Below are 21,985 nucleotides of genomic sequence, written 5' to 3'. Positions count from 1 at the left end.
GAAAGAACGCACAAACCCGGCGCGCGCCCCCGTCCGCGTCCGTACGCTCCCGGGCATGCCCCTCAGCCTCACCGTCCTCGGCACCGCCTCTCCGCACCCCGGCCCGGGCAGGCCCGCCTCCGGGTATCTGCTGCGCGGCGGCGGCGCCGAGGTATGGGTGGACGCGGGCTTCGGCACGTTCGCCGAGTTGCAGCGGCACACCGATCCCACCCGGCTCACGGCGATCTGGATCTCCCATCTGCACGCGGACCACAGTGCGGATCTGGTGGCCGCGCTGTACGGGTTCGCCCACGGCGGCCTCACCCTCCCGGCGCCGCTGCCGGTCTACGCGCCCGGCGACTGCGCCGCCCGCGTCGCGGGGTTCCTCGGACGGCCGGACCCCGCCTCCCTGAACGGGGTCTTCGACTTCCGTCCCCTGTGCGACGGCCACACCGTCCGGCACTGGAACCTCACGCTCACCGCCCGCGCCGTCGTCCACGACGTGGAGGCGTACGGCCTGCGTGCCGAGTGCCAGGGGCGGGTCCTCGCCTACTCGGGGGACAGCGGGCCGTGCGACGCGCTGGGCGCGCTCGCGGGCAGCGCCGACCTGTTCCTGTGCGAGGCGGACGTCGACACGCATCGCGAAGGCGAACCCCAGGTGCACCTCACCCCGGAGGAGGCGGGCCGGTACGCCAAGGGTGCCGGCCGGCTGCTGATCACCCATGTGGGGCCCACGCTCACCCCGGAGGGGGCGACCGGGCGGGCGGCGGTGGTCTTCGGCGGTCCCACCGAGAGCGCGCGGGTGGGGGACACCCACATCGTGTGACACCGGTATCGACGGTGTGACACCAAGATCATGTGACCGCGCGCACATCTTCTTCTGTCAGAAGCATTGACGAAACACGGGCCCCCTCCTAACTTCAACGCGTCGTACTTCGTACGTCATATATGAGACGCGATATGTGAGATCCGAGAGCGAGAGGCGCGCATGACCTCTGTGCCCACGCCGATCCCGTCCCGCACGCAGTTCGTGCTGGAGGGGATCAAGCACCGCATCCTCACCGGGCAGCTGACGCCTGGTCAGGCCCTGGTCGAGACCGAACTGGCCGCGCAGTTCGGGGTGTCGAAGACGCCCGTGCGCGAGGCCCTGAAGACACTGGCCGGGACCGGGCTCGTCGTGATGAGCCAGTACAAGGGCGTCACGGTGCGCATGGTGGACGCGGACATGGCGCGCGAGGTCTACGACGTACGGCTGCTCCTGGAGCCGGAGGCGTTGCGCCGCTCGGTGCGGCGCGGTGTCCCGTGGGACGCGGCGAGCGACGCGCTGACCAGGGCCGACGCGGCCACGGACACCGCCGAACGCTCGCTGGCCAACCGGGAGTTCCATCGCGCGCTGTACGTACCGTGCGGCAATCCGCTGCTCGGCCGGATGCTCGACGAGGTGCGCGACCAGGCCGCCCTGGTCTCGGCCGTCGCCTGGGCCGCCGACCCCTCCTGGGAGCGGGAGGCCGCCGAGCACCGGGAGATCCTGCGGCTCGCGCTCGACGGCGACGCGGACGGCGCCGCCGCCGCGTTGTACGCGCACATCGCCTCGTTCGTCGAGCGGGCCTTCCCCGAGGCCCGGGTGGAAACGCCGGCACCACAGGCACACCAAGCCGCACAGGGCCCACCGGCCCCGTAAGCCCCCGAGTCCACGAGGCACGGCGGAGCCGCCCGACGAGGCGGCCACGCCGGCCCTCCGCAGTCCTCCAAGAACTCCTTGCAGAGGAAGGTCATCCATGAGCAGCGTGACGTTCGAGACCCACCGGACGGCCCTGGCCGACGTGGTGGCCATCCCGGTGACTCCGTTCGCCGAGGACGGCACCGTCGACCAGGACGCCCACCGGGCCCTGCTGCGTCGGCTGCTCGACGGCGGCATCACCACCCTCACCCCGAACGGCAACACCGGCGAGTTCTACGCGCTCACCCCCGATGAGCGCCGCCTCGTCACCGAGCTGACCATGGACGAGGTCGGCGACCGCGCGGTGCTCCTGGTCGGCGTCGGACACGACATCCCGACCGCGATCGCCTCCGCCGAGCACGCCCGCGCGATCGGCGCCCAGATGGTGATGGTCCATCAGCCGGTCCACCCCTATGTCTCGCAGAGCGGCTGGGTCGACTACCACCGGGCGATCGCGGAGGCCGTACCCGAACTGGGCGTCGTGCCCTACATCCGCAACGCCCAGCTCACCGGGGAGCGCCTCGCCGAACTCGCCGACGCCTGCCCGAACGTCATCGGGGTCAAGTACGCCGTCCCGGACGCCGCCCGCTTCGCCGCCTTCGCCCGCGACGCCGGCCTGGAGCGCTTCGTCTGGGTGGCCGGACTCGCCGAGCCGTACGCGCCCTCCTACTTCTCGGCCGGCGCCACCGGCTTCACCTCCGGACTGGTGAACGTCGCCCCGGCCGTCTCGCTGAACATGATCGAAGCGCTTCGATCGGGTGACTTCCCGGCCGCCATGAAGGTCTGGGAGCAGATCCGCCGCTTCGAGGAGCTGCGCGCCGCCAACGGCTCCGCCGACAACGTCACCGTGGTCAAGGAGGCACTCGCCTCCCTCGGCCTGTGCCGCCGTGACGTCCGGGCCCCCAGCAGACAACTGCCCGAGGACGAACGCGCCGAGGTCGCCGTCATAGCCGCCGGATGGTCGATATGAACGAGCCCGTCGACAGGAAGAAGCCCGAGGACCTCCGCAGCCACCAGTGGTACGGCACCGACGGCCTGCGCTCCTTCAGCCATCGGGCCCGTACCCGTCAGCTCGGGTACCTCCCCGAGGAGCACCTCGGCAAGCCGGTCATCGCGATCCTCAACACCTGGTCGGACATCAACCCCTGTCATGTGCACCTCCGGGATCGCGCGCAGGCGGTCAAGCGGGGGGTCTGGCAGGCGGGCGGATTCCCGCTGGAGTTCCCGGTCTCGACCCTCTCCGAGACCTTCCAGAAGCCGACCCCCATGCTCTACCGCAACATGCTCGCCATGGAGACCGAGGAGCTGCTGCGCTCCTACCCGGTCGACGGGGCCGTGCTGATGGGCGGCTGCGACAAGTCCACGCCCGCGCTGCTCATGGGCGCCGCCTCCGTCGACCTGCCGACCGTGTTCGTGCCCGCCGGGCCCATGCTGCCGGGGCACTGGCGAGGCGAGGTCCTCGGCTCCGGCACCGACATGTGGAAGTACTGGGACGACAAGCGCGCCGGGCTCATCGGCGACTGTGAGATGACCGAGCTGGAGTCCGGTCTCGCGCGCTCGCCGGGGCACTGCATGACCATGGGTACGGCCTCCACGCTCACCGCCGCCGCCGAGGCCCTCGGGGTCACCGTCCCGGGCGCCTCCAGCATTCCGGCCGTCGACTCCGGCCACGACCGCATGGCGGCCGCCGCCGGTCTGCGCATCGTCGAACTGGTCCACAGCGACCGGAAGTTGAGCGACATCCTCACCGCCGACGCCTTCGAGGACGCCGTCACCACCGTCCTCGGACTCGGCGGCTCCACCAACGCGGTCATCCACCTCATCGCGATGGCCGGCCGCGCGGGCGTGGAGCTCACCCTCGACGACTTCGACCGCATCGCCCGCACGGTCCCGGTGCTCGCCAACGTCAGGCCCGGCGGGCAGACGTACCTGATGGAGGACTTCCACTTCGCGGGCGGCCTCCCGGGGTTCCTGTCCCGGATCACCGACCTGCTGCACCTGGACCGGCCGACCGTCTCGTACGCCACGATGCGCGAACAGCTCGACGGCGCGCTCGTGCACGACGACGACGTGATCCGGACCCGCGAGAACCCGGTCGCCACCGAGGGCGGGGTCGCCGTCCTGCGGGGCAACCTCTGTCCGGACGGCGCGGTCATCAAGCACATCTCGGCCGAGCCGCACCTGCTGAAGCACACCGGCCCCGCGGTCGTCTTCGACGACTACAGGACCATGCAGCGGACCATCGACGACCCGTCGCTCGGCATCACCGCGGACACCGTCCTGGTGCTGCGCAACTCCGGGCCCAAGGGCGGTCCGGGGATGCCCGAGTACGGGATGCTGCCCATCCCCGATCATCTGCTGAAGCAGGGCGTCCGGGACATGGTGCGGATCTCCGACGCCCGCATGAGCGGCACGAGCTACGGCGCCTGCGCCCTGCACGTCGCACCGGAGTCGTACGTCGGCGGGCCCCTCGCCCTGGTCCGCACCGGCGACTCCATCACCCTCGACGTCGAAGCACGGACCCTGCAACTCAACGTGGACGACGCGGAGTTGGAGCGCCGCCGGGCCGAGTGGACGCCACCGCCCACCCGCTACGAACGCGGCTACGGCGCCCTCTACAACGACCAGATCACCCAGGCCGACACCGGCTGCGACTTCGAGTTCCTGGCCAGACCGGGCAAGGTCCCGGACCCGTACGCGGGGTAATGACCTGACCGGCCCGCGCCCCTGGTTTTCAGGGGCGCGGGGAACTGCGCGACCAGCCACAACCCACCCGCACCCGCCAACGCACCACCAGTGGCACCCCGTACCGCGCACCCCAAGCACGTCCTGCGCATCGAGAAAGCGCTTCCTGCAGGCCGCAGGACCAGGCACCACGACGTACCCAGAAACGGAGCCCCAGTCATGGCCCAAGCCGCAGCCGTGGCGAAACCCCCCACGCCACCCCGGCGGAGCCGTGCGCGCCGTGCCTCCGCGACCCCGCGCAGGCTGCCGTACCTGCTGATCGCCCCGGCCGCCCTGCTCATGCTGGGCTTCATCGCCTACCCGGTCATCAGCGTCTTCTACTACAGCCTGCAGCACTACAACCCCACGAAACCCTGGCGGAACGGCTTCGCCGGCTTCGAGAACTTCGTCCACGCCTTCACCGAGGACCCCCTCTTCTGGGACACCCTCGTCTTCAGCGCCAAGTGGGTGATCGTCGAGGTCTCGCTGCAACTGCTCTTCGGTCTCGCCCTCGCGCTCATCGTCAACCAGACCTTCGTCGGCCGGGCCGTCGGCCGCGCCCTGGTCTTCTCCCCGTGGGCAGTCTCGGGCGTGCTGACCTCCGCGATCTGGGTGCTCCTCTACAACTCCCAGACCGGCATCACCCGTTACCTCGCGGACATGGGCATCGGGGAGTACGGCACCAGCTGGCTCTCCGACACCTCCACCGTCTTCTCGGCGGCGATCGTCGCCGACCTGTGGCGCGGGGTCCCCTTCTTCGCGATCCTCATCCTCGCCGACCTCCAGTCCGTCTCGAAGGACCTGTACGAGGCGGCCGAGGTCGACGGCGCGAGCCGCATCCGGCAGTTCCTGCACATCACGCTGCCGCACCTGAAGGACGCGATCATCCTCTCCACGCTGCTGCGCGCGGTGTGGGAGTTCAACAACGTCGACCTGCTGTACACCCTGACGGGCGGCGGACCGGCCGGAGTGACCACGACCCTCCCGCTGTACATCGCCAACACCTCCGTCGACGCCCACAACTTCGGCTACGCGTCCGCCCTGACCACGGTCGCGTTCGTGATCCTGCTCTTCTGCTCGATGGTCTATCTGCGGCTGAGCAAGTTCGGAGGCGAGTCCAAGTGATCACCAAGGACGCCGAGAGGACCGTACCGGTGACGTTCGCGCCCGCGGCCGAGGAGCCTCCGCAGCGGCCCGGCACGGTCCGCCGCGCCTGGGACGAGGTACCGCGCTGGCAGATCTACCTGCCGCTGGGGATCTACCTGGTCTTCACCCTCGTCCCCTTCTACTGGATCCTGCTCTTCGCGCTGCGCAGGCCCGGCTCGACCTCGCTCGTGCCCTGGCCGATCACCTTCGAGCACTTCGAGAAGGTGTGGAACGAGCGCAGCTTCGGCACCTACTTCCAGAACAGCGTGCTCGTCGGTGTCGTCACCCTGCTGATGACCACGCTCGTCGCCCTGGCCGGCGGCTACGCCCTCGCCCGCTTCGACTTCAAGATCAAGCGCGGGTTCATGCTGGCGCTGCTCTGCTCCCAGTTCGTGCCGGGCGCGCTGCTCCTGGTCCCGCTGTTCCAGATCTTCGCCGAGCTGCGGATGATCAACTCGCTCGGCAGTGTCATCCTCGCCGAGACGGTCTTCCAGCTGCCGCTGTCGATCATCCTGATCAGCAACTTCATCAAGAACGTGCCGTACTCCCTGGAGGAGGCGGCCTGGGTCGACGGCTGCAACCGGTTCACCGCGTTCCGGGTGGTCGTGCTGCCGCTGCTGCGGCCCGGTCTGATCGCCGTCGGCTCCTTCGCCTTCGTGCACTCCTGGAACCACTTCCTGTTCGCCCTGATGTTCCTCAGCAACCAGGAGAAGCAGACCATCCCGGTCGGCCTGAACACCCTGCTCAGCGCGGACAGCGTCGACCTGGGCGCACTGGCGGCCGGCGGCATCATCGCCGCCGTCCCGGTGGTCATCGTCTTCGCCTTCATCCAGAAGTGGCTCATCACGGGCTTCAGCGCGGGGGCGGTGAAGGGATGAGGAAGGTCCAACCGGTCGTCGAGCTCGGGCGCCTGGGCGTCCTGCGCACCACCCCGGACGGGGCCGAGGCCCAGGGCGCCGGGCAGGACACCGGCCGCGACATCAGCCGGGACACTCTCGCGGCCGACGTCGGCTGGACGCCTACCCTGCACCAAAAGATCGACAGCGCCGGGAAGGCCGACCGAGAGGTGGCACGCGGCGCGGGCGCCGGGAGGATCCGATGAACACCACGACGTACGAGAACCCGCTTCCGCTCGTCCTCGCGGGCGCCCGCGGCCACGGCCGCTGGCACCTGGAGAACATCCGGCGGCTGGCGGACAAGGGGATCGTCCGGCTCGCCGGCATCTGCGAACTGACGCCGCTGGGCGCGGACGAGATCCCCGACGGACTCGGCACGCCCGAGCAGTCCGCCGACTTCGGGGCGCTCCTCGACTCCACGGGCGCGGCGATCGCCGTGATCTGCACGCCCATCCCCACCCACACCGACCTGGCACTGACGGCCGCCGAGCGGGGCGTCCACATTCTGCTGGAGAAGCCGCCGGCCCCGTCGTACGCCGAGTTCCGCCGGATGGCCGACGGGGTGGCGGCGGCCGGAGTGGTCTGCCAGATCGGCTTCCAGTCGCTGGGCTCGCACGCCCTGCCCGCCATCCACAAGATGGTCGCGGACGGCCTGATCGGTGAGGTCGTCGGCGTCGGAGGCGCCGGTGCCTGGGCCCGCGCCGAGGCGTACTACCAGCGCGCGCCCTGGGCCGGAAAGCGGCGTATGAACGGCGTGGACGTCATCGACGGGGCGCTCACCAACCCCCTCGCGCACGCCGTCGCCACCGGGCTCGCGCTCGCCGGCGCGCCCCGTGCCGAGGACGTCGCCACCATCGAGACCGAGCTGCTGCGCGCCAACGACATCGAGTCCGACGACACCTCCTGCGTACGGATCACCACCGCCGACGGCGGCCGGGTCACCGTGGCCGCCACGCTGTGCGCCGAGGACCCGGACGACCCGTACAACGTCGTCCACGGCACCAGCGGCCGGATCACCTTCTGGTACAAGCAGGACCGCGTGCTCGTCCAGCGTGCCGGACACGGTCCGGAGGAGATCGAGTACGGCCGCACCGACCTGCTGGAGAACCTCGTCGACCATCTCGTCGACGGCACCGACCTGCTGGCCCCGCCGGAGGTGACCGGCGCGTTCATGAAGGTCGTCGAGGCGATCCGGGTCGCCCCGGACCCGGTCGCGCTGCCGGCCGACGCCTGGCACCGGCTGCCCGACGAGGACCGCCGGGTCGTCGACGGCATCGACGGCCTGGTCGCGGCCGCCGCCGACGACCTCGCCCTCTACTCCGAACTCGGCGCCCCCTGGGCGCTCCCCGAACCACCGGCGAAAGAGGTGAGCACGTGACGATCACCGACGACTCCCTGGTCCTGCGCGTGGCGGGCCGCCCCGTGGGCCGCTACCTCACCCGGCCCGAAGTGCCGGCACGGCTCTCCCCGCGCCCCTGTCTGCATCCCGTCACCACCCTGTCCGGTACGGCGGTCACCGAGCTGAGTCCCGCCGACCACCTCCACCACCTCGGCGTCGGTGTCGCCGTTCCCGACGTCGAGGGGCACAACTTCTGGGGCGGACGCACCTACGTCCGCGACCAGGGACCGACCGAGCTCGACAACCACGGCTCCCAGCGCCACACCGCCTTCCAGCTGCGCGACCCCGACGGCTTCGTCGAGACGCTGCGCTGGGTGGCGTCCGGCACCGAGTTACTGCGTGAGCGGCGTACCGTCGCGGCCACCGAACTCGCCGACTCCGCCTGGGCGTTGGACTTCACCTTCTCCCTCACCAACATCACCCACGCCCCGGTGTCCATCGGCAGCCCCGCCACCAACGGCCGCCCCGGCGCCGCGTACGGCGGGTTCTTCTGGCGGGCCCGCAAGGAGGCCGCCGCACCCCGTGTCTTCACCGCCGGGGCGGAGGGCGAGACCGAGGTCCACGGCAGCCGCGCCGACTGGCTCGCCCTGGCCGGGGACACCTGGACGCTCGTCTTCGCCGGGGCCACCGACACCACCCGCCGCGACCCCTGGTTCGTCCGCGCCGACGAGTACCCGGGCGTCGGCTCCTCCCTCGCCCACACCGACCGCCTGGCGATCGAGCCGGGTGGGACGGCCGTACGCCGGGTCGTCACCGTCGTCGCCGACGGCACCCTCGACCGGGTCGGGGCCGCGGCCCTCGTACGGAAGGCGGTGAGCGCGTGACCACCTCGGCGAGCGCACCCGCCTTCTCCGCCGACCAGGGAGACGGCACCTACCGCAACCCGGTCCTCGACGCCGACTGGTCCGACCCCGATGTCCTGCGCGTGGCCGACGACTTCTACCTGACGGCCTCCAGCTTCGGCCGGGCCCCGGGCCTTCCCCTGCTGCACTCCCGGGACCTGGTCAACTGGACGCTCGTCGGCCACGCGCTGCAACTCCTGGAACCGGAGGCCGAGTTCAGGACCCCGCGCCACGACTGCGGGGTGTGGGCGCCCTCGCTGCGCCACTTCGACGACCGATTCTGGATCTTCTGGGGCGACCCCGACCACGGCATCTTCCAGGTCAACGCCCCCGGGATCAGGGGCCCTTGGACCCGGCCGCACCTGGTCAAGGAGGGCAAGGGGCTCATCGACCCCTGCCCGCTGTGGGACGAGGAGACCGGCGAGGCGTATCTGGTGCACGCCTGGGCGAAGTCCCGCTCCGGCGTCAAGAACCGGCTCACCGGCCACCGGATGCGGCCCGACGGGACGGGCCTGCTCGACGAGGGCAAGGTCATCGTCGACGCGGACCGGCTCCCCGGCTGGTTCACCCTGGAGGGGCCCAAGCTCTACCGGCACGACGGCTGGTACTGGATCCTCGCCCCCGCCGGAGGCGTGGAGACCGGCTGGCAGGGTGCCTTCCGCTCCCGCGACTTCTTCGGGCCCTACGAGGAACGGATCGTCCTGGAGCAGAAGGACACCGAGGTCAACGGGCCGCACCAGGGCGGCTGGGTGCGCACGGCGGCCGGCGAGGACTGGTTCCTGCACTTCCAGCAGAGGGGCGCGTACGGCAGGGTCGTCCACCTGCAGCCCATGCGCTGGGACCACGCGGACGGCTGGCCGGTGATCGGCGACGACGGCGCCCCGGTCGCCGTCCATCGCAAGCCGGCGCTGCCGGCCCAGCCGCCGGCCGCGCCCGCGACCGACGACGACTTCCCCGGCGGCCGCTCCGGACGCCAGTGGCAGTGGACCGCGAACCCTCAGGACGGCTGGGCCACCCAGCACTCCGGGGACGGGCTGCGGCTCACGTGCGTGCGCTCCGTGCACGCGCACGACCTGCGGAAACTGGCGAATGTGCTCACACAGCGGCTGCCGGGGATCCCCGCCGTCGTCGAGGTGGAGCTGAGGCTCGACAGCGAGGAACCGAGGGCGCGTGCCGGGCTCGCGGTGCTCGGGGACGCCTTCCGCTGGATCGGGCTCCAGCGGGGTGCCGACGGGACCGTGCACCTCGTCCACCGGTTCGCCGAGACCGGCGCCATGGGGGCACCTCCCACGTCCTTCGGGCAGTGGGGGAGGGAACGGGACGCCGACCACGCCCGTCCGGCGCCCGGAGGGCGGGCCCGGCTGCGGATCGAGACCTCGGCCGGGGCGCGCTGCCGGTTCTCCTACGACGTGGGGGAGGGGTGGCAGCCCTCGGGACAGGTCTTCGCCGCCACCCCCTGGCGCTGGGTCGGCGCCCTGCTCGGCCTCTTCGCGGTCGCGCCCACCGGCGGAGGCCACGCCGGGGCGGCCACGTTCACGCAGTTCAGGATCACCCCTTCCGTGTAACTCGTACGCCTGTTTGGGGCCGCAATGACGCACCTCCTCGGCAAGCGCTTTCCGGGCAGGGGGAGAACCCGCCGGGACGTACCACCTCGGCCGGCCCTGGCACCCGGGCGGGGAGCCGCACGCCGTCGCCCGGCTGCCCTTGCGGGCTGTCCGCCGCGATCGAGTCGTCGTCGCCGTGGACGGAGATGAGCGGCTTCTCCTGGAAGGACGCGCGGTCCACGGAGTACCGGACGTACGGGCCGGGGGTCGGTGTCACCGCCGACCGGCCGCAGCTCGACCGCGCCGACGCATCGACCCACACGGTCACCAAGTACCTCGCGGGGACGGACGGTTGGGCGCCGCACCGCCCGCACGTCGGCGCCGACGCCGGCCGCTGAGTCCGTTACCGGAGACAGCACAGACCCCCCACAACTTCATAACCCTCGTATCCAGAAGAGAGAGCCGTTCGATGAAGATCAGCAATCGCAGAAGCAGGCGTGCCGCCGCGGTCGTCGCCCTCGGATCCGTCCTCGCCCTGACCGCCACCGCCTGCGGTGACGACGGCAGCGGCACCGGCGGGGACAAGGGTTCCGAGGGCAGCGGCAAGGGCGAGATCGTCTTCTGGGACAACAACGGCGGTGTCCGCACCGAGATCTGGAAGGAGATCATCGCCGACTTCGAGAAGGCCCACCCGGACATCGACGTCCAGTACGTCGGGATCGCCTCCACGGAGTACCAGTCCAAGGTGGACACGGCCATCCAGGGCGGCGGCCTCCCGGACGTCGGCGGTATCGGCGCGGCCATGGCCGCGGGATTCGCCGCGCAGGGCGCGCTGGAGCCGCTCGACGACCGGCTCTCCAAGTCCTCCCTGAGCGGCAAGCTCAACGAGTCGATGGTCGAGTCGCTGAAGTCCGCCGGCGGCGGCGACGCCCTCTACTCGATCCCGACCTCCGCCAACAACGGTGTCCTCTACTACCGCACCGACCTGTTCAAGGCGGCGGGCCTGCCCGAGCCGACCGACTGGGACAAGTTCTACGACGCCGCCGAGAAGCTCACCGACAAGGACAGGAACAAGTTCGGCTACACCATCCGCGGTGGCGCCGGCTCCATCGCGCAGGCGCTGGACGCGATGTACGGGCAGTCGGGGATCACCTCGTTCTGGGACGCGAGCGGTGAGAAGACCACCGTGAACGACCCGAGGAACGTGGCGGCCCTGGAGAAGTACGTCGGCCTCTACAAGAAGGTCACGCCCGCGGCCGACCTCAACAACGACTTCACCAAGATGGTCGCGCAGTTCGACTCCGGCACGATCGGGATGCTGAACCACAACCTGGGCTCCTACCAGGACCATGTGAAGGCGTTCGGCGACAAGTTCCGCGGCATCCCGCAGCCGACCGGGCCCGGTGGAATGCGGGTCCAGGTGTCCAACCCGGTCGACGGGCTCGGTCTGTTCAAGAGCTCGAAGAACAAGGAAGCCGCCTGGAAGTTCATCGAGTTCGCCACGTCGCACGAGGAGAACTCCAAGTTCAACAAGTCGGCCGGGCAGGTGCCGTCGAACAACGACGCCGCGAAGGACACGTGGATCTCGGAGGCCGAGCCGACGAAGCTGGCCGCCGCCGCGCTGACCGACGGGTCGACGACGATCGTGCAGCTGCCGTACTACCTGCCGGACTGGAACACGATCTCGAAGGCCGACAACGAGCCGGCCTTCCAGAAGGTGATGGACGGGAAGAGCGCGGCGAAGGAGTTCCTGGACACGATGGCCGAGCAGCTCAACGAGGCTCAGGCGGAGTGGAACGAGCAGAAGAAGGGCTGAGAACTCGGGCCGGTCCGTTCGTGTCCGGCCGCAGGTTCGTTGTGGTTGATCGCGCCCACGCGGCGGAGCCGCATATGTGACAGTCCCGCGCCCCTGTCGGGGCGCGGGGGCCCTACTGGAAAGGCACCCGCACGTGTCACTCACCCGTAGACAGATCACCACCGCGGCGCTCGCCGCCGTTCCGCTCGCCGTAGCCGCCACCGGGCCCGCGTCCGCCGCGGCCTCGCCCGGCGGGGCCCGGCGTGAGCGCACCCTCTACCTCGCCGGCGACTCCACCGCCGCGCAGAAGTACGCCGACGCCGCGCCCGAGACCGGGTGGGGGATGGCGCTGCCGTTCTTCCTCCGGCAAGGGTCGGCGGTCTCCAACCACGCCGTGAACGGGCGTAGTTCGAAGAGCTTCATCGACGAGGGACGCCTGGACGTCATCCTCGGAGACATTCGGCCCGGGGACTTCCTGGTCGTCCAGTTCGGGCACAACGACTCCAAGATCGCCGATCCCACGCGGTACACCGAGCCGTGGACGACGTACCAGGACTACCTGCGCCAGTACATCGACGGTGCGCGGGCGCGGGGCGCCCGGCCGGTGCTCGCCACCTCCGTCGAGCGCAGAAAGTTCGACGCGAGCGGCAACGCCGTGCCGACCCACGGCGACTATCCGGCAGCGGCGATCGCTCTCGCCGCGGAGGAGGGTGTCGCCCTCCTCGACATCCAGGCGCTGTCCATCGCGTTGTGGCAGCGGCTCGGGGTCGAGGAGACCAAGAAGTACTTCAACTGGACCGCGACCGAGCAGGACAACACGCACTTCAATCCGCCGGGGGCCGTGGCCGTGGCCCGGCTCGTGGTGGGTGAGTTGCTGCGTCGGCGGGTGCTCGCGCGTCGTGACGTGCGCCGTCTGGACGAAGAGATCCCCGACTCCTGGATCACGTGGCCCCAAGCGTAGTCGCCCTTCGCGCAGTTCCCCGCGCCCCAAGAAAAAGACCTCTCCCCCTTTGCTTCGAAAGGAACCGCACGCATGCGTCCTCGTTTCTGGCATGCCAATGTCATGACATCTGTCGTCGGCTGCACCGCGCTCGTGCTCGGGGCCACCGGTACCGGCGTCGCCCACGCCCAGGGATCTGACCTCGGCCGGCAGGTCCTCGGCGCCGGTGACGGCTGGGGCTCGGCCGAGGGCGGCACCACCGGTGGGTCCGCCGCCGACGCCGAGCACGTCTACACCGTCACCACCTGGGCGGAGTTCAAGGCCGCGCTGAGAGACGGTGGAGACGCGCCGAAGATCATCAAGGTGAAGGGGATGATCGACGCCGTCTCCGACGGCTGCGAGGCCTTCGTCACCGGCGGCTACGACCTCCAGCAGTACCTCAAGGACTACGACCCTGCCGTCTACGGCAACGACCAGGTCGCCAAGGGGCCGCAGGAGGACGCGCGGGTCGCGTCCATGGCCAACCAGGACTCGGCGATCAAGGCCGACATCCCGTCCAACACCACGATCGTCGGCGTCGGCAAGAACTCCGGCATCCTCGGCGGCAGCCTCCAGATCAAGGGCGTCTCGAACGTCATCATGCGCAACCTCACCATCGAGGCGCCGCTCGACTGCTTCCCCAAGTGGGACCCGACCGATGACGACAACACCGGCAACTGGAACAGCGAGTACGACGCCGTGGTCGTCTTCGGCACCGACCACGTCTGGCTCGACCACAACACCTTCACCGACGGGCGCTACCCGGACAGCGAGCGGCCGGTCCACTTCGGCAAGGTCTTCCAGCAGCACGACGGCCTGACCGACATCGTGCGCGGCTCCGACTACGTGACCGTCTCCTGGAACCGCTTCCAGGACCACGACAAGAACATGCTGATCGGCAACAGCGACGGCACCGCCGCCCTCGACGCGGGCAAGCTCAAGGTCACCCTGCACCACAACCGCTTCGACGGGATCCTCCAGCGTTCCCCGCGTGTGCGGTTCGGCCAGGTCGACGTCTACAACAACCACTACGTGGTGACCGAGGAGCAGAAGGACGACTACTACCTCTTCGGTGTCGGCCTCTCCTCGCAGCTCCACGCCAGCGACAACGCGATCACGCTGCCGTCGGGCGCGAGTGTCGGCAAGGCCCTGAAGAGGTGGAACGACTCCCCGCTCACCGCCGAGAACAACTACGTCAACGGCAGGCTGACGGACCTGATCGCCGTCCACAACGCCGAGATCCCCTCGGAGTTCCTCCGGTCGGGCGCCGGCTGGACGCCCACCCTGCGGACCAAGGTCGACGCGCCGCGCGCCGTGCCGGGCATCGTCGCGAACCGCGCGGGCGCCGGGAAGGCCTGCTGATGACCGGGCGCCAACCGGGGCCGGGCAGAAGGTCGTTGATGGCCGCCGGGATCGGGACCGCGCTCGCGCTCGCCGTCACGACCCCGGCCCGAGCGGCCCAAGCGGCACCGGCGGCCCGGGCCGACCGCGCCGCCCGTGGCCGCGGGGTCTTCGGACGGTACGGATCGCCCGCCGCCCGCCTCGACGAGCGGACCCTGTACGTGGACGCCGACGGTGCCGGCGACTTCACCACCGTCCAGGCCGCCGTCACCGCGGCGGGAGGCACCGGATACACCCTGGTCGTCGCGCCCGGCGTGTACCGCGAGACCGTCGCCGTCGGCGTCGCCCGTGCGGAGATGACCTGGATCGGTGCCTCCGGGGACGCCCGGGACGTCGTGGTCGTGTACGACAACGCGGCCGGCACCCCCAAGCCCGGCGGCGGCACCTACGGCACCACCGGGTCCGCCACCACCCTGGTGCAGGCCGCCGGGTTCACCGCGCGGGACATCACCTTCGCCAACGACTGGCTGCGCGCCGACCACCCAGGGATCAGCGGCACCCAGGCCGTCGCCATCAAGGTGCAGGGAGACCGGTCCGCGTTCCTGCGCTGCCGGTTCCTGGGGCACCAGGACACCCTGTACGCCGACTCGATGGCACTCGGCACCTTCGCCCGGCAGTACTTCCGCGACTGCTACGCCGAGGGCGACGTGGACTTCGTCTTCGGACGGGCCACCGCCGTCTTCGAACACTGCCACTTCCGCACCCTGACCAGGACCGACCTGGCCTCCGCGCCCTACGGGTTCGTCTTCGCGCCCTCCACCGCGGGCGCCAACCCGCGCGGCTACCTGGTGACCCGGAGCCGGATCACCAGCGAGGCACCGGACGCCCACTACAAGCTGGCCCGGCCCTGGGTGCCCAGCTCGGACACCACCGCCCGGCCCATGCTCACCGTGCGCGAGACCCGCCTCGGTGCCGGGATCGACGCGGTAGCGCCCTACACCGACATGTCGTCGGGCTTCCCCTGGCAGGACCAGCGGTTCGCCGAGTACCGCAACACCGGACCCGGCGCCGTCGTCTCCGTCCCGGAGAACCGGCCCCAGCTCACGGCCGCCGAAGCCGCCTCCGCCACCCGTGAGGCGTACCTCGGCGACTGGACCCCGTGGGAGAGGTGCTGAGATGCGCCGACGCACCCTGCTCGGCGGAATCGCCGGTGGCCTGGTGGCCGCCGGCGCGGCCCCCGCCCTCGCCCATGGCGGCCGCCGGGTCCGCCCTGTCCGGTGCCCTCCCTGACTTCCACCGTTCCTGGGGACTGAGCATGAGTGAGTCCGCCCAGCCGCACGCCCCGAACGGTCTTGGGCGTTCCCCCACTGCCTCAAGGGCGTGGGAGGTACCCCCAGGTCCCCGGCGTACTCAGCCCCGGGGCGGCGACACGCATCCTGTACGTGGTCCGGTCCCGGGAGGCCGGTTCCCTCACGACCTGGCCAGGTGGGTACGGACAGAGGGCGACGGAGAGGCCCGGGACCCTCTCTCCGGAGGAAAGGGGGCTCCGCACGCCGGCTCCGTTCCCGGTGTCCCGGATCGCCCGCTCACCGTAGCCCGAACAGCCCACACCGTCGCAAGCCCGGAAGTCGATCATCACACGATCGAGCTCATCCACCCTCGTACGCACTCCCCGGCAAGCAGCTGGCAACCCCCTGCTCAAGGACGAGCTCCGCTTCCCGCTCGCCTGGGGCACCTCACCGATCCGGGACTTCCGCACCTGGCGGCGCGCGGCCCGCGCCAAGGTCGAGGAGCATCTGTTCGTCGCCCGGGACGACACCCCGTACGCGCCCGAGTACGGCGGACAACAGGACGAAGGCGACGGCTACAGCCGCGACTCGGTGACCTTCTCCCTCACCCGGTACGGCCGCGTCCGGGGCGCCCTGCCCACCCCGCACGGCACCGGACCGTTCCCGGCCGTCCTCCTCCTGCACGACCACGGCGCCAAGTTCGACATCGGCAAGGAGAAACTGGTCCGGCCGTGGTTCGACGAGAGCAGGCTCGCCTCCGCGCGGGCCTGGGCCGACCGGTACTTCAGCGGCCGGTTCGTCGGTGACGAACTCGCCCGGCGCGGCTACGTCGTCCTCGCCGTGGACGCGCTCGGCTGGGGCGACCGGGGCCCGGTCACCTACGAGGAGCAACAGGCCCTCGCGAGCAACCTCTACCACCTCGGCTCCTCCCTCGCCGGGCTCATGGCCAGGGAGGACGTGCGTGCGGCGGGCTTCCTGGCCGGCCTCGACCGGGTGGACCGGCGCCGGGTCGCGGCCCTCGGGTTCTCCATGGGACTCCGGAGTCTCGACCCCGTCGTTCCGCTCCACCGACGTCTCCTCGACGTACAACGCCCGTTCGTCGAGCGGCGCCCTGCCCGCGACCACCTTCCTCACCACGCGCAGTACGACGATCGGCTCGACGATGAACTGACCGGCGCGCAGCTCTCCGGCACGCCAGGCAAAACGATTCTCTCGACTCGGAGCGGGTGCGCCCCCACACAGTGTTGCGCGACGAACAGCGCATGCGCACTTGAGTGGAGTGGTCCTCGTGGTCGGTAGTCCTCGCCCGCTGATCCTGATTCGCGGATTCGGCGGACCCGGTGTGTCGGACGAGCGGCGTGACGCGTATCAGGGGTTCAACAACGGCAGCGTCTACGAAAAGCGCTACGGCGAGAACTTCATCTACGAGGGCTTCGTCCTGCGCGCCCTCAAGTCGACGCTCCACCCGTACCGGGACGCCACCAACGTGGTCGGCTACTACGAGGAGGAGCAGAAACCCAGACCGGGCGAGCGCGACGGATGGCCCGAGCACCTGCTCACCGGCACGATGGTGGTGGACGTCCCCATGGCGCGCGAGGCGCTCGCCCAGGGCGCCATGGGAACCCTGTGGATCTACCGCTACTACGACCTCGTCCCCCGGAAGATCGACCGCTTCGGGGAAGGGCTGGTCAGGCTCATCGAGATCATCCGCCACGGCATGCGGCCGGACGAGGAGTTCACCGGTGTGGACATCGTCGCGCACAGCATGGGCGGCCTCGTCACCCGGGCCGCCCTGAGCCGCCTGGGGGAGCAGAGCGCGGACGTCATCCACCGCATCGTCACCCTGGGCACACCGCACCGGGGGATCGCGTTCCAGTACATGCCCGACGCGCTGGTCAAGTGCCTGCCCGGCGCGGTCGCGGACGAGATCGCCGCCTTCGACCCGGACCGCACGGACATCCGGGCCATCCCGTTCCCCGTCAGGAGGATCCTGACGGTGGTCGGCACGGACTACCGTTCCTACGGAGCCAAGTTCGCCTCCCTGGGCAATCGCATCGCGGGCCTGATGGACGAGGGCACGCTCACCTACAACCGCAGCGACGGCCTGGTCAAGCAGTCCTCCGCCCAGATCCCGGGCGCGCCCCGGACCTTCGTCCACAAATGCCACGGCGGCAACGACTCGCTGGTGACCTCGCGCGAGGCGTACGAGATCGCCATGCGCTTCTTCCACGGCACGCACCATGTACAGCTGCGACTGGACCGGGCCGAGGTGACCCGGGGCCGGGACCTCTTCGGCCGCAGCGAGTTCTACTTCGGGGTGTCCGTCAAACCGCGCTTCGTCGACTTCGAGCTGTGCCACCAGAGCAGCGAGGCCGAGAACTACTACGGCCCCTTCCGCAAGGACGACCTCACCGACAAACTGCCCGATCTCGCCGAGGAGTTGAGCAAGCCTCTCTCGGCGCCGGGTGACGCCACCACCGGATGGGCGGACGGGAACCGGCTGATCTGGGAGGGCTGGGTCGATGCCGCCGCCAAACCCGAGGGCGCGGGGGACCGGTCGGTGGTCCTCCGCCTCGGCGTCCATGTGTACGAGCGGGACAGCCTCGGTATCGGATTCTCCGACAACGAGGTCTTCCGCAAGCAGTACTACGTCCAGGCGGTGCCCGGCGACGACGGGGCGTGGTCGCTGTACCTGCACACCACCGAGCGTTACCTGGCGCCGGGAGTGAGCACCGAGGACGGGCACGCCGCCGCGGAGGACAGGCAGATCGCGGAGGTGTGGCCGATGCGGCCCACCGACAGGGGTGGGCCCGGCACCTGGGCCTTCGAGGTCGGAGGGACCGGCTTCAGGGCGGACCTGCTGCTGACGGTGACCGACGAACGGACCACGGGCGGCGTGCCGGCCTGACCTACTCCGGGGTCGGCACCGCCTCCACGGTCCAGACGCGTTTCGTCCCGTCGGCACCGGTGACCGTGTACTTCTGCGGCTTGCGGAAGTCGCGGCGGGTTCCCGGCCTCGGGCTCACCGACGCGCCCTCACCGAGCCACAGCTTCGGCGCCAGCCGGGAGAGCTTCGCGCCGGGCGCCATCGGCAGGACGACCTCGGACGAGGCCTCGGTGACGACCGCGTACCCCTGCCGGCCCTTCGCCGTCACGTCCACGACCGAGGCCTGGGTCACCGGATACGCGGCCAGCAGCCGGTCGTACTCCCGCCGTGTCACCGGGATGACCGTGCCGTGTCGAGGGCTGGCGGGCAGCTGGTAGTTCGTCGACGGGGTCCACCGGCCGGAGCCGAGGTCGGTCGTCTCGAAGGGGAGGTAGCCGCGGCCGCCGTACTCGTCGATGAACAGGTACCACTTCTCCTCGGTGTTCGACTTGAACACCGTCGGCCCCTCGCCGCGGGCCATCGCGCCGTCGCCGATGCAGTCCGCCACGAAGTCGTACCTGGTCGAGGTCAGCGACGTCGACTTCTCACCGGTGATGAACTTGGCGCAGGGGCTGGAGGAGGTGGGGTCCCGCTCGTCCTTGGTGTAGCGGTAGTACGTGCCGTCGTGCTCCACCACGGTCGAGTCGATGACCGAGTAGCCCGGGTCGTTCCAGACCTTCGGCTCGCCGAAGGCGCGGAAGTCCTTCGTCGTGGCGTACAGCATCTTGTTGTAGGTGGAGCCGGTGTGGCCCGGGTCGTCGTCGGCGTACAGCTTCGACGCCCAGAACACGACGAACTCACCGCGGCTCTCGTCCCAGTACGCCTCCGGCGCCCAGGTGTTGCCCGCGTTGTCGGGCGAGACCCTCACCAGCCGCTGGTTGGTCCAGTGCACCAGGTCCGTGGACTCCCAGACCATGATCGACTTGCTGCCGTGTCTCTGGACCTGGTCCCAACTGCCGCTGCTGTTGCGGTACATCCGCAGATCGGTGGCGATCATGTAGAACTTGTCGCCCCCGGGAGCGCGGATCACGAACGGGTCGCGCAGCCCCTTCTCGCCGATCGTCGAGGTGAGGACCGGCTTCCCGGCGTTCAGCTCCCGCCAGTGCAGGGCGTCGTCGCCGCGGCTGAGGGCGTAGCGGATCTGCTCGCCGTCGGCGGTGCCCTCGCCGGTGAAGTAGGCGAAGAGATAACCGGCGTACTGCGGGTTCTTCCCGGGCTTCTTCCCGGGCTTGTGCACGGACCGGTGCGTGGGCTCGGGTGCCGGTTGGGCCGCGCCCGGTGGGGCGGCCATGAGGCCGAGGACGAGAGCCAGGAGGGGCAGCAGGAGCGTACGGGCGGTGGGGCGCATGACACATCCTGTGGGAGTCTGACGGTTTCTGTGTGCCGAGTGGCCCCTCGGAGTCTCACCAGTGCGGTTCAGGGCGTCAATCGGTGTGCGTGTGAAGACTCCCAGCGAAACTTTCGAGCAATGTCGCGGGGATGCGGCAACCCTTTCCCGGCCAGCGGCGACCAGTGATCAGAAGCGGGCCGGGGTGGGCCCTCCGGCCCGCTTCGTTCCTCGTCTCCCGAAGACGCCTCCCCTGCGAAAGGATTCCCGTGCGTCAGACCTACGGACGCCACCGTAGAACCCGGACCCTGTCGATCGCCGCCGCCGTGTCCGTCGCCGCGGGGGCGGGCGGCGTCCACCTCGGCCTCGCGCACGACGGCGCCCTGGCCGCCGCCGACACCGTCACGGTCTCCAGCACCGCCGCGCTGGAGTCGGCCGTGGCGAACGCCGTCGCCGGTACGACGATCCAGGTGCGCGGCGGCATCTACAAGCCGACGAAGACCCTGAAGTCCACGGCGAACGGCACCCCCACGGCCCGGATCACGCTCACCGCGTACGGCAGCGAGAAGGTCGAGGTCGACGGGTCCGCACTGCCCGTCGGCTCCTGGCTCGCCGGGATCTACGGCGACTACTGGACCGTCTCGGGACTCACCTTCCAGAACTCCCCGGCCCAGGGCTTCGTGGCCACGTCCTCGGTCGGCGGTGTCTTCCAGAACCTCGTCACCGCGAACAACGGCGACTCGGGCTTCACCCTGCGCGGTGACGGCACCACGGACAACCTCGTGCGCAACCTGGACAGTCACGGCAACTACGACGCCGCGAACCACGGCCAGAACGCCGACGGCATCGCCGTGAAGTTCGGCTCGGGCACCGGCAACAGGATCACCGGGGCGCGCCTGTACGACAACGCCGACGACGGGCTCGACCTCTGGCAGTTCTCCTCGCCCGTCACCGTCGACCACTCCTGGGCCTTCGGCAACGGCAGGAACCGCTGGAAGGACCCCGCGTTCGAGGGCAACGGCAACGGGTTCAAGCTGGGCGGCGGCGGAGCCTCGGTCGCGCACTCCGTCAACAACAACGCGGCCTGGGACAACACGCTGCACGGGTTCACCGAGAACTCCAACACCGGCGCGATCCTGGTGAACCGCAACACGGCCTACGCCAACAAGGGGAACGGGTTCTACTTCGCCACCGGCAAGGCCCGGCTGGCGCGGAACCTCGCGGTGGGCAACGGGACGGGGGAGGCGAAGCCGGGCTCGGGCACGGTCTCGGCCGCCAACAACTGGGACAGCGGCATCACCGCGCCCGCCTTCCGGTCCGAGGACGCGGCCACCGCGTACGCGGCCCGGCGGACGGACGGCTCCCTGCCGATCACGACGTTCCTCACCACGGGCTCCAAGGCCATCGGCGCGACGATGAACTGACCTGCCGCGCGGGGCGAGACGCCAGGAAAGGGCGAGACGCCGGGAAGGGCGAGAACAGACGGGGCGAGAAGAAGGCGCCCCCCGCCGGTCGTCACCGGCGGGGGGCGTTTTCCGTGCCGACCCCGAGGGGGGCTCAGGTCGGCACCTGCTGCCGGCCGAGGGGGGCTCAGGCCAGCAGGTCCACGCAGTCGAACGAGGTACCCGGGCTGACGAAGCCCGTGCCGCTCGAACCACTGACGATGTCGAGTGACAGTACGTTGTGCTCACTGGTGTTCGACTTCCACGCACTTGTAGGGACGCTGCAGAGGAAGGTGCGGTTGTTCCCCGGTACGAATCCGTGGTGAGCGAACGGGTGGACGGCTGTTTCCGGGCCGCCGGGACCCGGTCATTGATGAATACCCGCGGTCGCCCGCCCGCGAACGCGTCCGTGACACCGATCCGCAGGGTGTGCGTGGCGGCGGCCTGCGCGGGAGTGAGTTGTGAGGGTGCGGAGCGCCCGTACCGCTGCCGGCCCGGGGCCGTGGGGGGCGATGGTGCAGGTGACGGTTGCGGGGGCGTGGCATGTTCGAGGACACCGGCCGCAAGTGGGCCAAGAAGGTCGTCCGCGGCCACGACGCCATCGCCGTGGAAGACTTCCGCTGCTCCAGACGGCGG

At 70.4% G+C, this 21,985-nt stretch carries 16 protein-coding genes and 6 pseudogenes; 20 read left to right on the top strand and 2 right to left on the bottom strand.

What is annotated here, in order from left to right; all coding sequences use genetic code 11:
• Positions 1-55 precede the first annotated feature (55 nt).
• The 18 genes and pseudogenes from E4N62_RS13965 (at position 56) to E4N62_RS13880 (ending at position 18,562) form a co-directional block, all read left to right on the top strand.
• On the top strand, positions 56-805 hold the full coding sequence (locus tag E4N62_RS13965; RefSeq protein ID WP_230214388.1) for an MBL fold metallo-hydrolase: 750 nt from the start codon (positions 56-58) through the stop codon (positions 803-805).
• A 162-nt stretch (positions 806-967) separates the two neighbouring features.
• Positions 968-1,660, top strand: a complete 693-nt coding sequence (locus tag E4N62_RS13960; RefSeq protein ID WP_230214386.1) for a GntR family transcriptional regulator — start codon at positions 968-970, stop codon at positions 1,658-1,660.
• A gap of 97 nt (positions 1,661-1,757) precedes the next feature.
• Entirely contained in the window at positions 1,758-2,669 is a 912-nt protein-coding gene (locus E4N62_RS13955) for a dihydrodipicolinate synthase family protein (RefSeq protein ID WP_230214384.1), read from the top strand.
• On the top strand, positions 2,666-4,405 hold the full coding sequence (araD, locus tag E4N62_RS13950; RefSeq protein WP_230214853.1) for an L-arabinonate dehydratase: 1,740 nt from the start codon (positions 2,666-2,668) through the stop codon (positions 4,403-4,405). Before E4N62_RS13955 ends, araD begins: the two co-directional genes overlap by 4 nt.
• A gap of 198 nt (positions 4,406-4,603) precedes the next feature.
• Complete coding sequence (locus E4N62_RS13945; RefSeq protein ID WP_230214382.1) at positions 4,604-5,548, top strand: carbohydrate ABC transporter permease; 945 nt, start codon at positions 4,604-4,606, stop codon at positions 5,546-5,548.
• Positions 5,545-6,447, top strand: coding sequence for a carbohydrate ABC transporter permease (locus E4N62_RS13940; RefSeq protein WP_374116985.1), 903 nt, complete (start codon positions 5,545-5,547; stop codon positions 6,445-6,447). The genes E4N62_RS13945 and E4N62_RS13940 overlap by 4 nt, the downstream gene beginning before the upstream one ends.
• Complete coding sequence (locus E4N62_RS13935; protein WP_230214886.1) at positions 6,444-6,671, top strand: hypothetical protein; 228 nt, start codon at positions 6,444-6,446, stop codon at positions 6,669-6,671. The genes E4N62_RS13940 and E4N62_RS13935 overlap by 4 nt, the downstream gene beginning before the upstream one ends.
• Positions 6,668-7,843 (top strand): Gfo/Idh/MocA family protein, encoded by a 1,176-nt coding sequence (locus E4N62_RS13930; RefSeq protein WP_230214380.1) that lies wholly within the window; start codon positions 6,668-6,670, stop codon positions 7,841-7,843. The genes E4N62_RS13935 and E4N62_RS13930 overlap by 4 nt, the downstream gene beginning before the upstream one ends.
• Positions 7,840-8,688: a PmoA family protein gene (locus tag E4N62_RS13925; protein WP_230214378.1), complete on the top strand. Its 849-nt coding sequence runs from the start codon at positions 7,840-7,842 to the stop codon at positions 8,686-8,688. Before E4N62_RS13930 ends, E4N62_RS13925 begins: the two co-directional genes overlap by 4 nt.
• Positions 8,685-10,271, top strand: a complete 1,587-nt coding sequence (locus E4N62_RS13920; RefSeq protein WP_230214376.1) for a glycoside hydrolase 43 family protein — start codon at positions 8,685-8,687, stop codon at positions 10,269-10,271. The genes E4N62_RS13925 and E4N62_RS13920 overlap by 4 nt, the downstream gene beginning before the upstream one ends.
• 67 nt (positions 10,272-10,338) lie before the next feature.
• A pseudogene (locus tag E4N62_RS13915) lies at positions 10,339-10,648 on the top strand (pectate lyase); the annotation flags it as partial.
• Positions 10,649-10,719: 71 nt separating this feature from the next.
• Positions 10,720-12,066, top strand: a complete 1,347-nt coding sequence (locus E4N62_RS13910) for a sugar ABC transporter substrate-binding protein (protein ID WP_230214374.1) — start codon at positions 10,720-10,722, stop codon at positions 12,064-12,066.
• Positions 12,067-12,199: 133 nt separating this feature from the next.
• Positions 12,200-13,006 (top strand): rhamnogalacturonan acetylesterase, encoded by an 807-nt coding sequence (locus E4N62_RS13905; protein ID WP_230214372.1) that lies wholly within the window; start codon positions 12,200-12,202, stop codon positions 13,004-13,006.
• Positions 13,007-13,078: 72 nt separating this feature from the next.
• Positions 13,079-14,386: a polysaccharide lyase family 1 protein gene (locus E4N62_RS13900; protein WP_230214370.1), complete on the top strand. Its 1,308-nt coding sequence runs from the start codon at positions 13,079-13,081 to the stop codon at positions 14,384-14,386.
• Positions 14,386-15,540 (top strand): pectinesterase family protein, encoded by a 1,155-nt coding sequence (locus E4N62_RS13895; protein WP_230214368.1) that lies wholly within the window; start codon positions 14,386-14,388, stop codon positions 15,538-15,540. The genes E4N62_RS13900 and E4N62_RS13895 overlap by 1 nt, the downstream gene beginning before the upstream one ends.
• Positions 15,541-15,999: 459 nt before the next feature.
• Positions 16,000-16,689: pseudogene (locus tag E4N62_RS13890) on the top strand (dienelactone hydrolase family protein); the annotation flags it as partial.
• A pseudogene (locus E4N62_RS13885) lies at positions 16,673-16,825 on the top strand (pectate lyase); the annotation flags it as partial. The pseudogenes E4N62_RS13890 and E4N62_RS13885, both read left to right, overlap by 17 nt.
• A gap of 117 nt (positions 16,826-16,942) precedes the next feature.
• Complete coding sequence (locus tag E4N62_RS13880) at positions 16,943-18,562, top strand: triacylglycerol lipase (protein WP_230214366.1); 1,620 nt, start codon at positions 16,943-16,945, stop codon at positions 18,560-18,562.
• A 10-nt stretch (positions 18,563-18,572) separates the two neighbouring features.
• Here the strand turns inward: E4N62_RS13880 and E4N62_RS13875 are convergent.
• Positions 18,573-19,928: pseudogene (locus E4N62_RS13875) on the bottom strand (glycoside hydrolase family 43 protein); the annotation flags it as partial.
• 248 nt (positions 19,929-20,176) lie between these two features.
• Between E4N62_RS13875 and E4N62_RS13870 the strand changes: the two are divergent.
• Positions 20,177-21,331, top strand: coding sequence for a right-handed parallel beta-helix repeat-containing protein (locus tag E4N62_RS13870; RefSeq protein WP_230214364.1), 1,155 nt, complete (start codon positions 20,177-20,179; stop codon positions 21,329-21,331).
• Between the two features lie 166 nt (positions 21,332-21,497).
• On the opposite strand, the pseudogene E4N62_RS13865 reads toward E4N62_RS13870, so the two are convergent.
• Positions 21,498-21,811: pseudogene (locus tag E4N62_RS13865) on the bottom strand (polysaccharide lyase family protein); the annotation flags it as partial.
• An 87-nt stretch (positions 21,812-21,898) separates the two neighbouring features.
• Between E4N62_RS13865 and E4N62_RS13860 the strand changes: the two are divergent.
• Positions 21,899-21,970: pseudogene (locus tag E4N62_RS13860) on the top strand (RNA-guided endonuclease TnpB family protein); the annotation flags it as partial.
• Positions 21,971-21,985: the final 15 nt, after the last annotated feature.

It is taken from the genome of Streptomyces sp. MNU76 (genome assembly GCF_020982545.1).
GTDB lineage: Bacteria > Actinomycetota > Actinomycetes > Streptomycetales > Streptomycetaceae > Streptomyces.
Note: the sequence above shows the minus strand (reverse complement) of the source record. Positions and strands in the feature narration are given on the sequence as shown.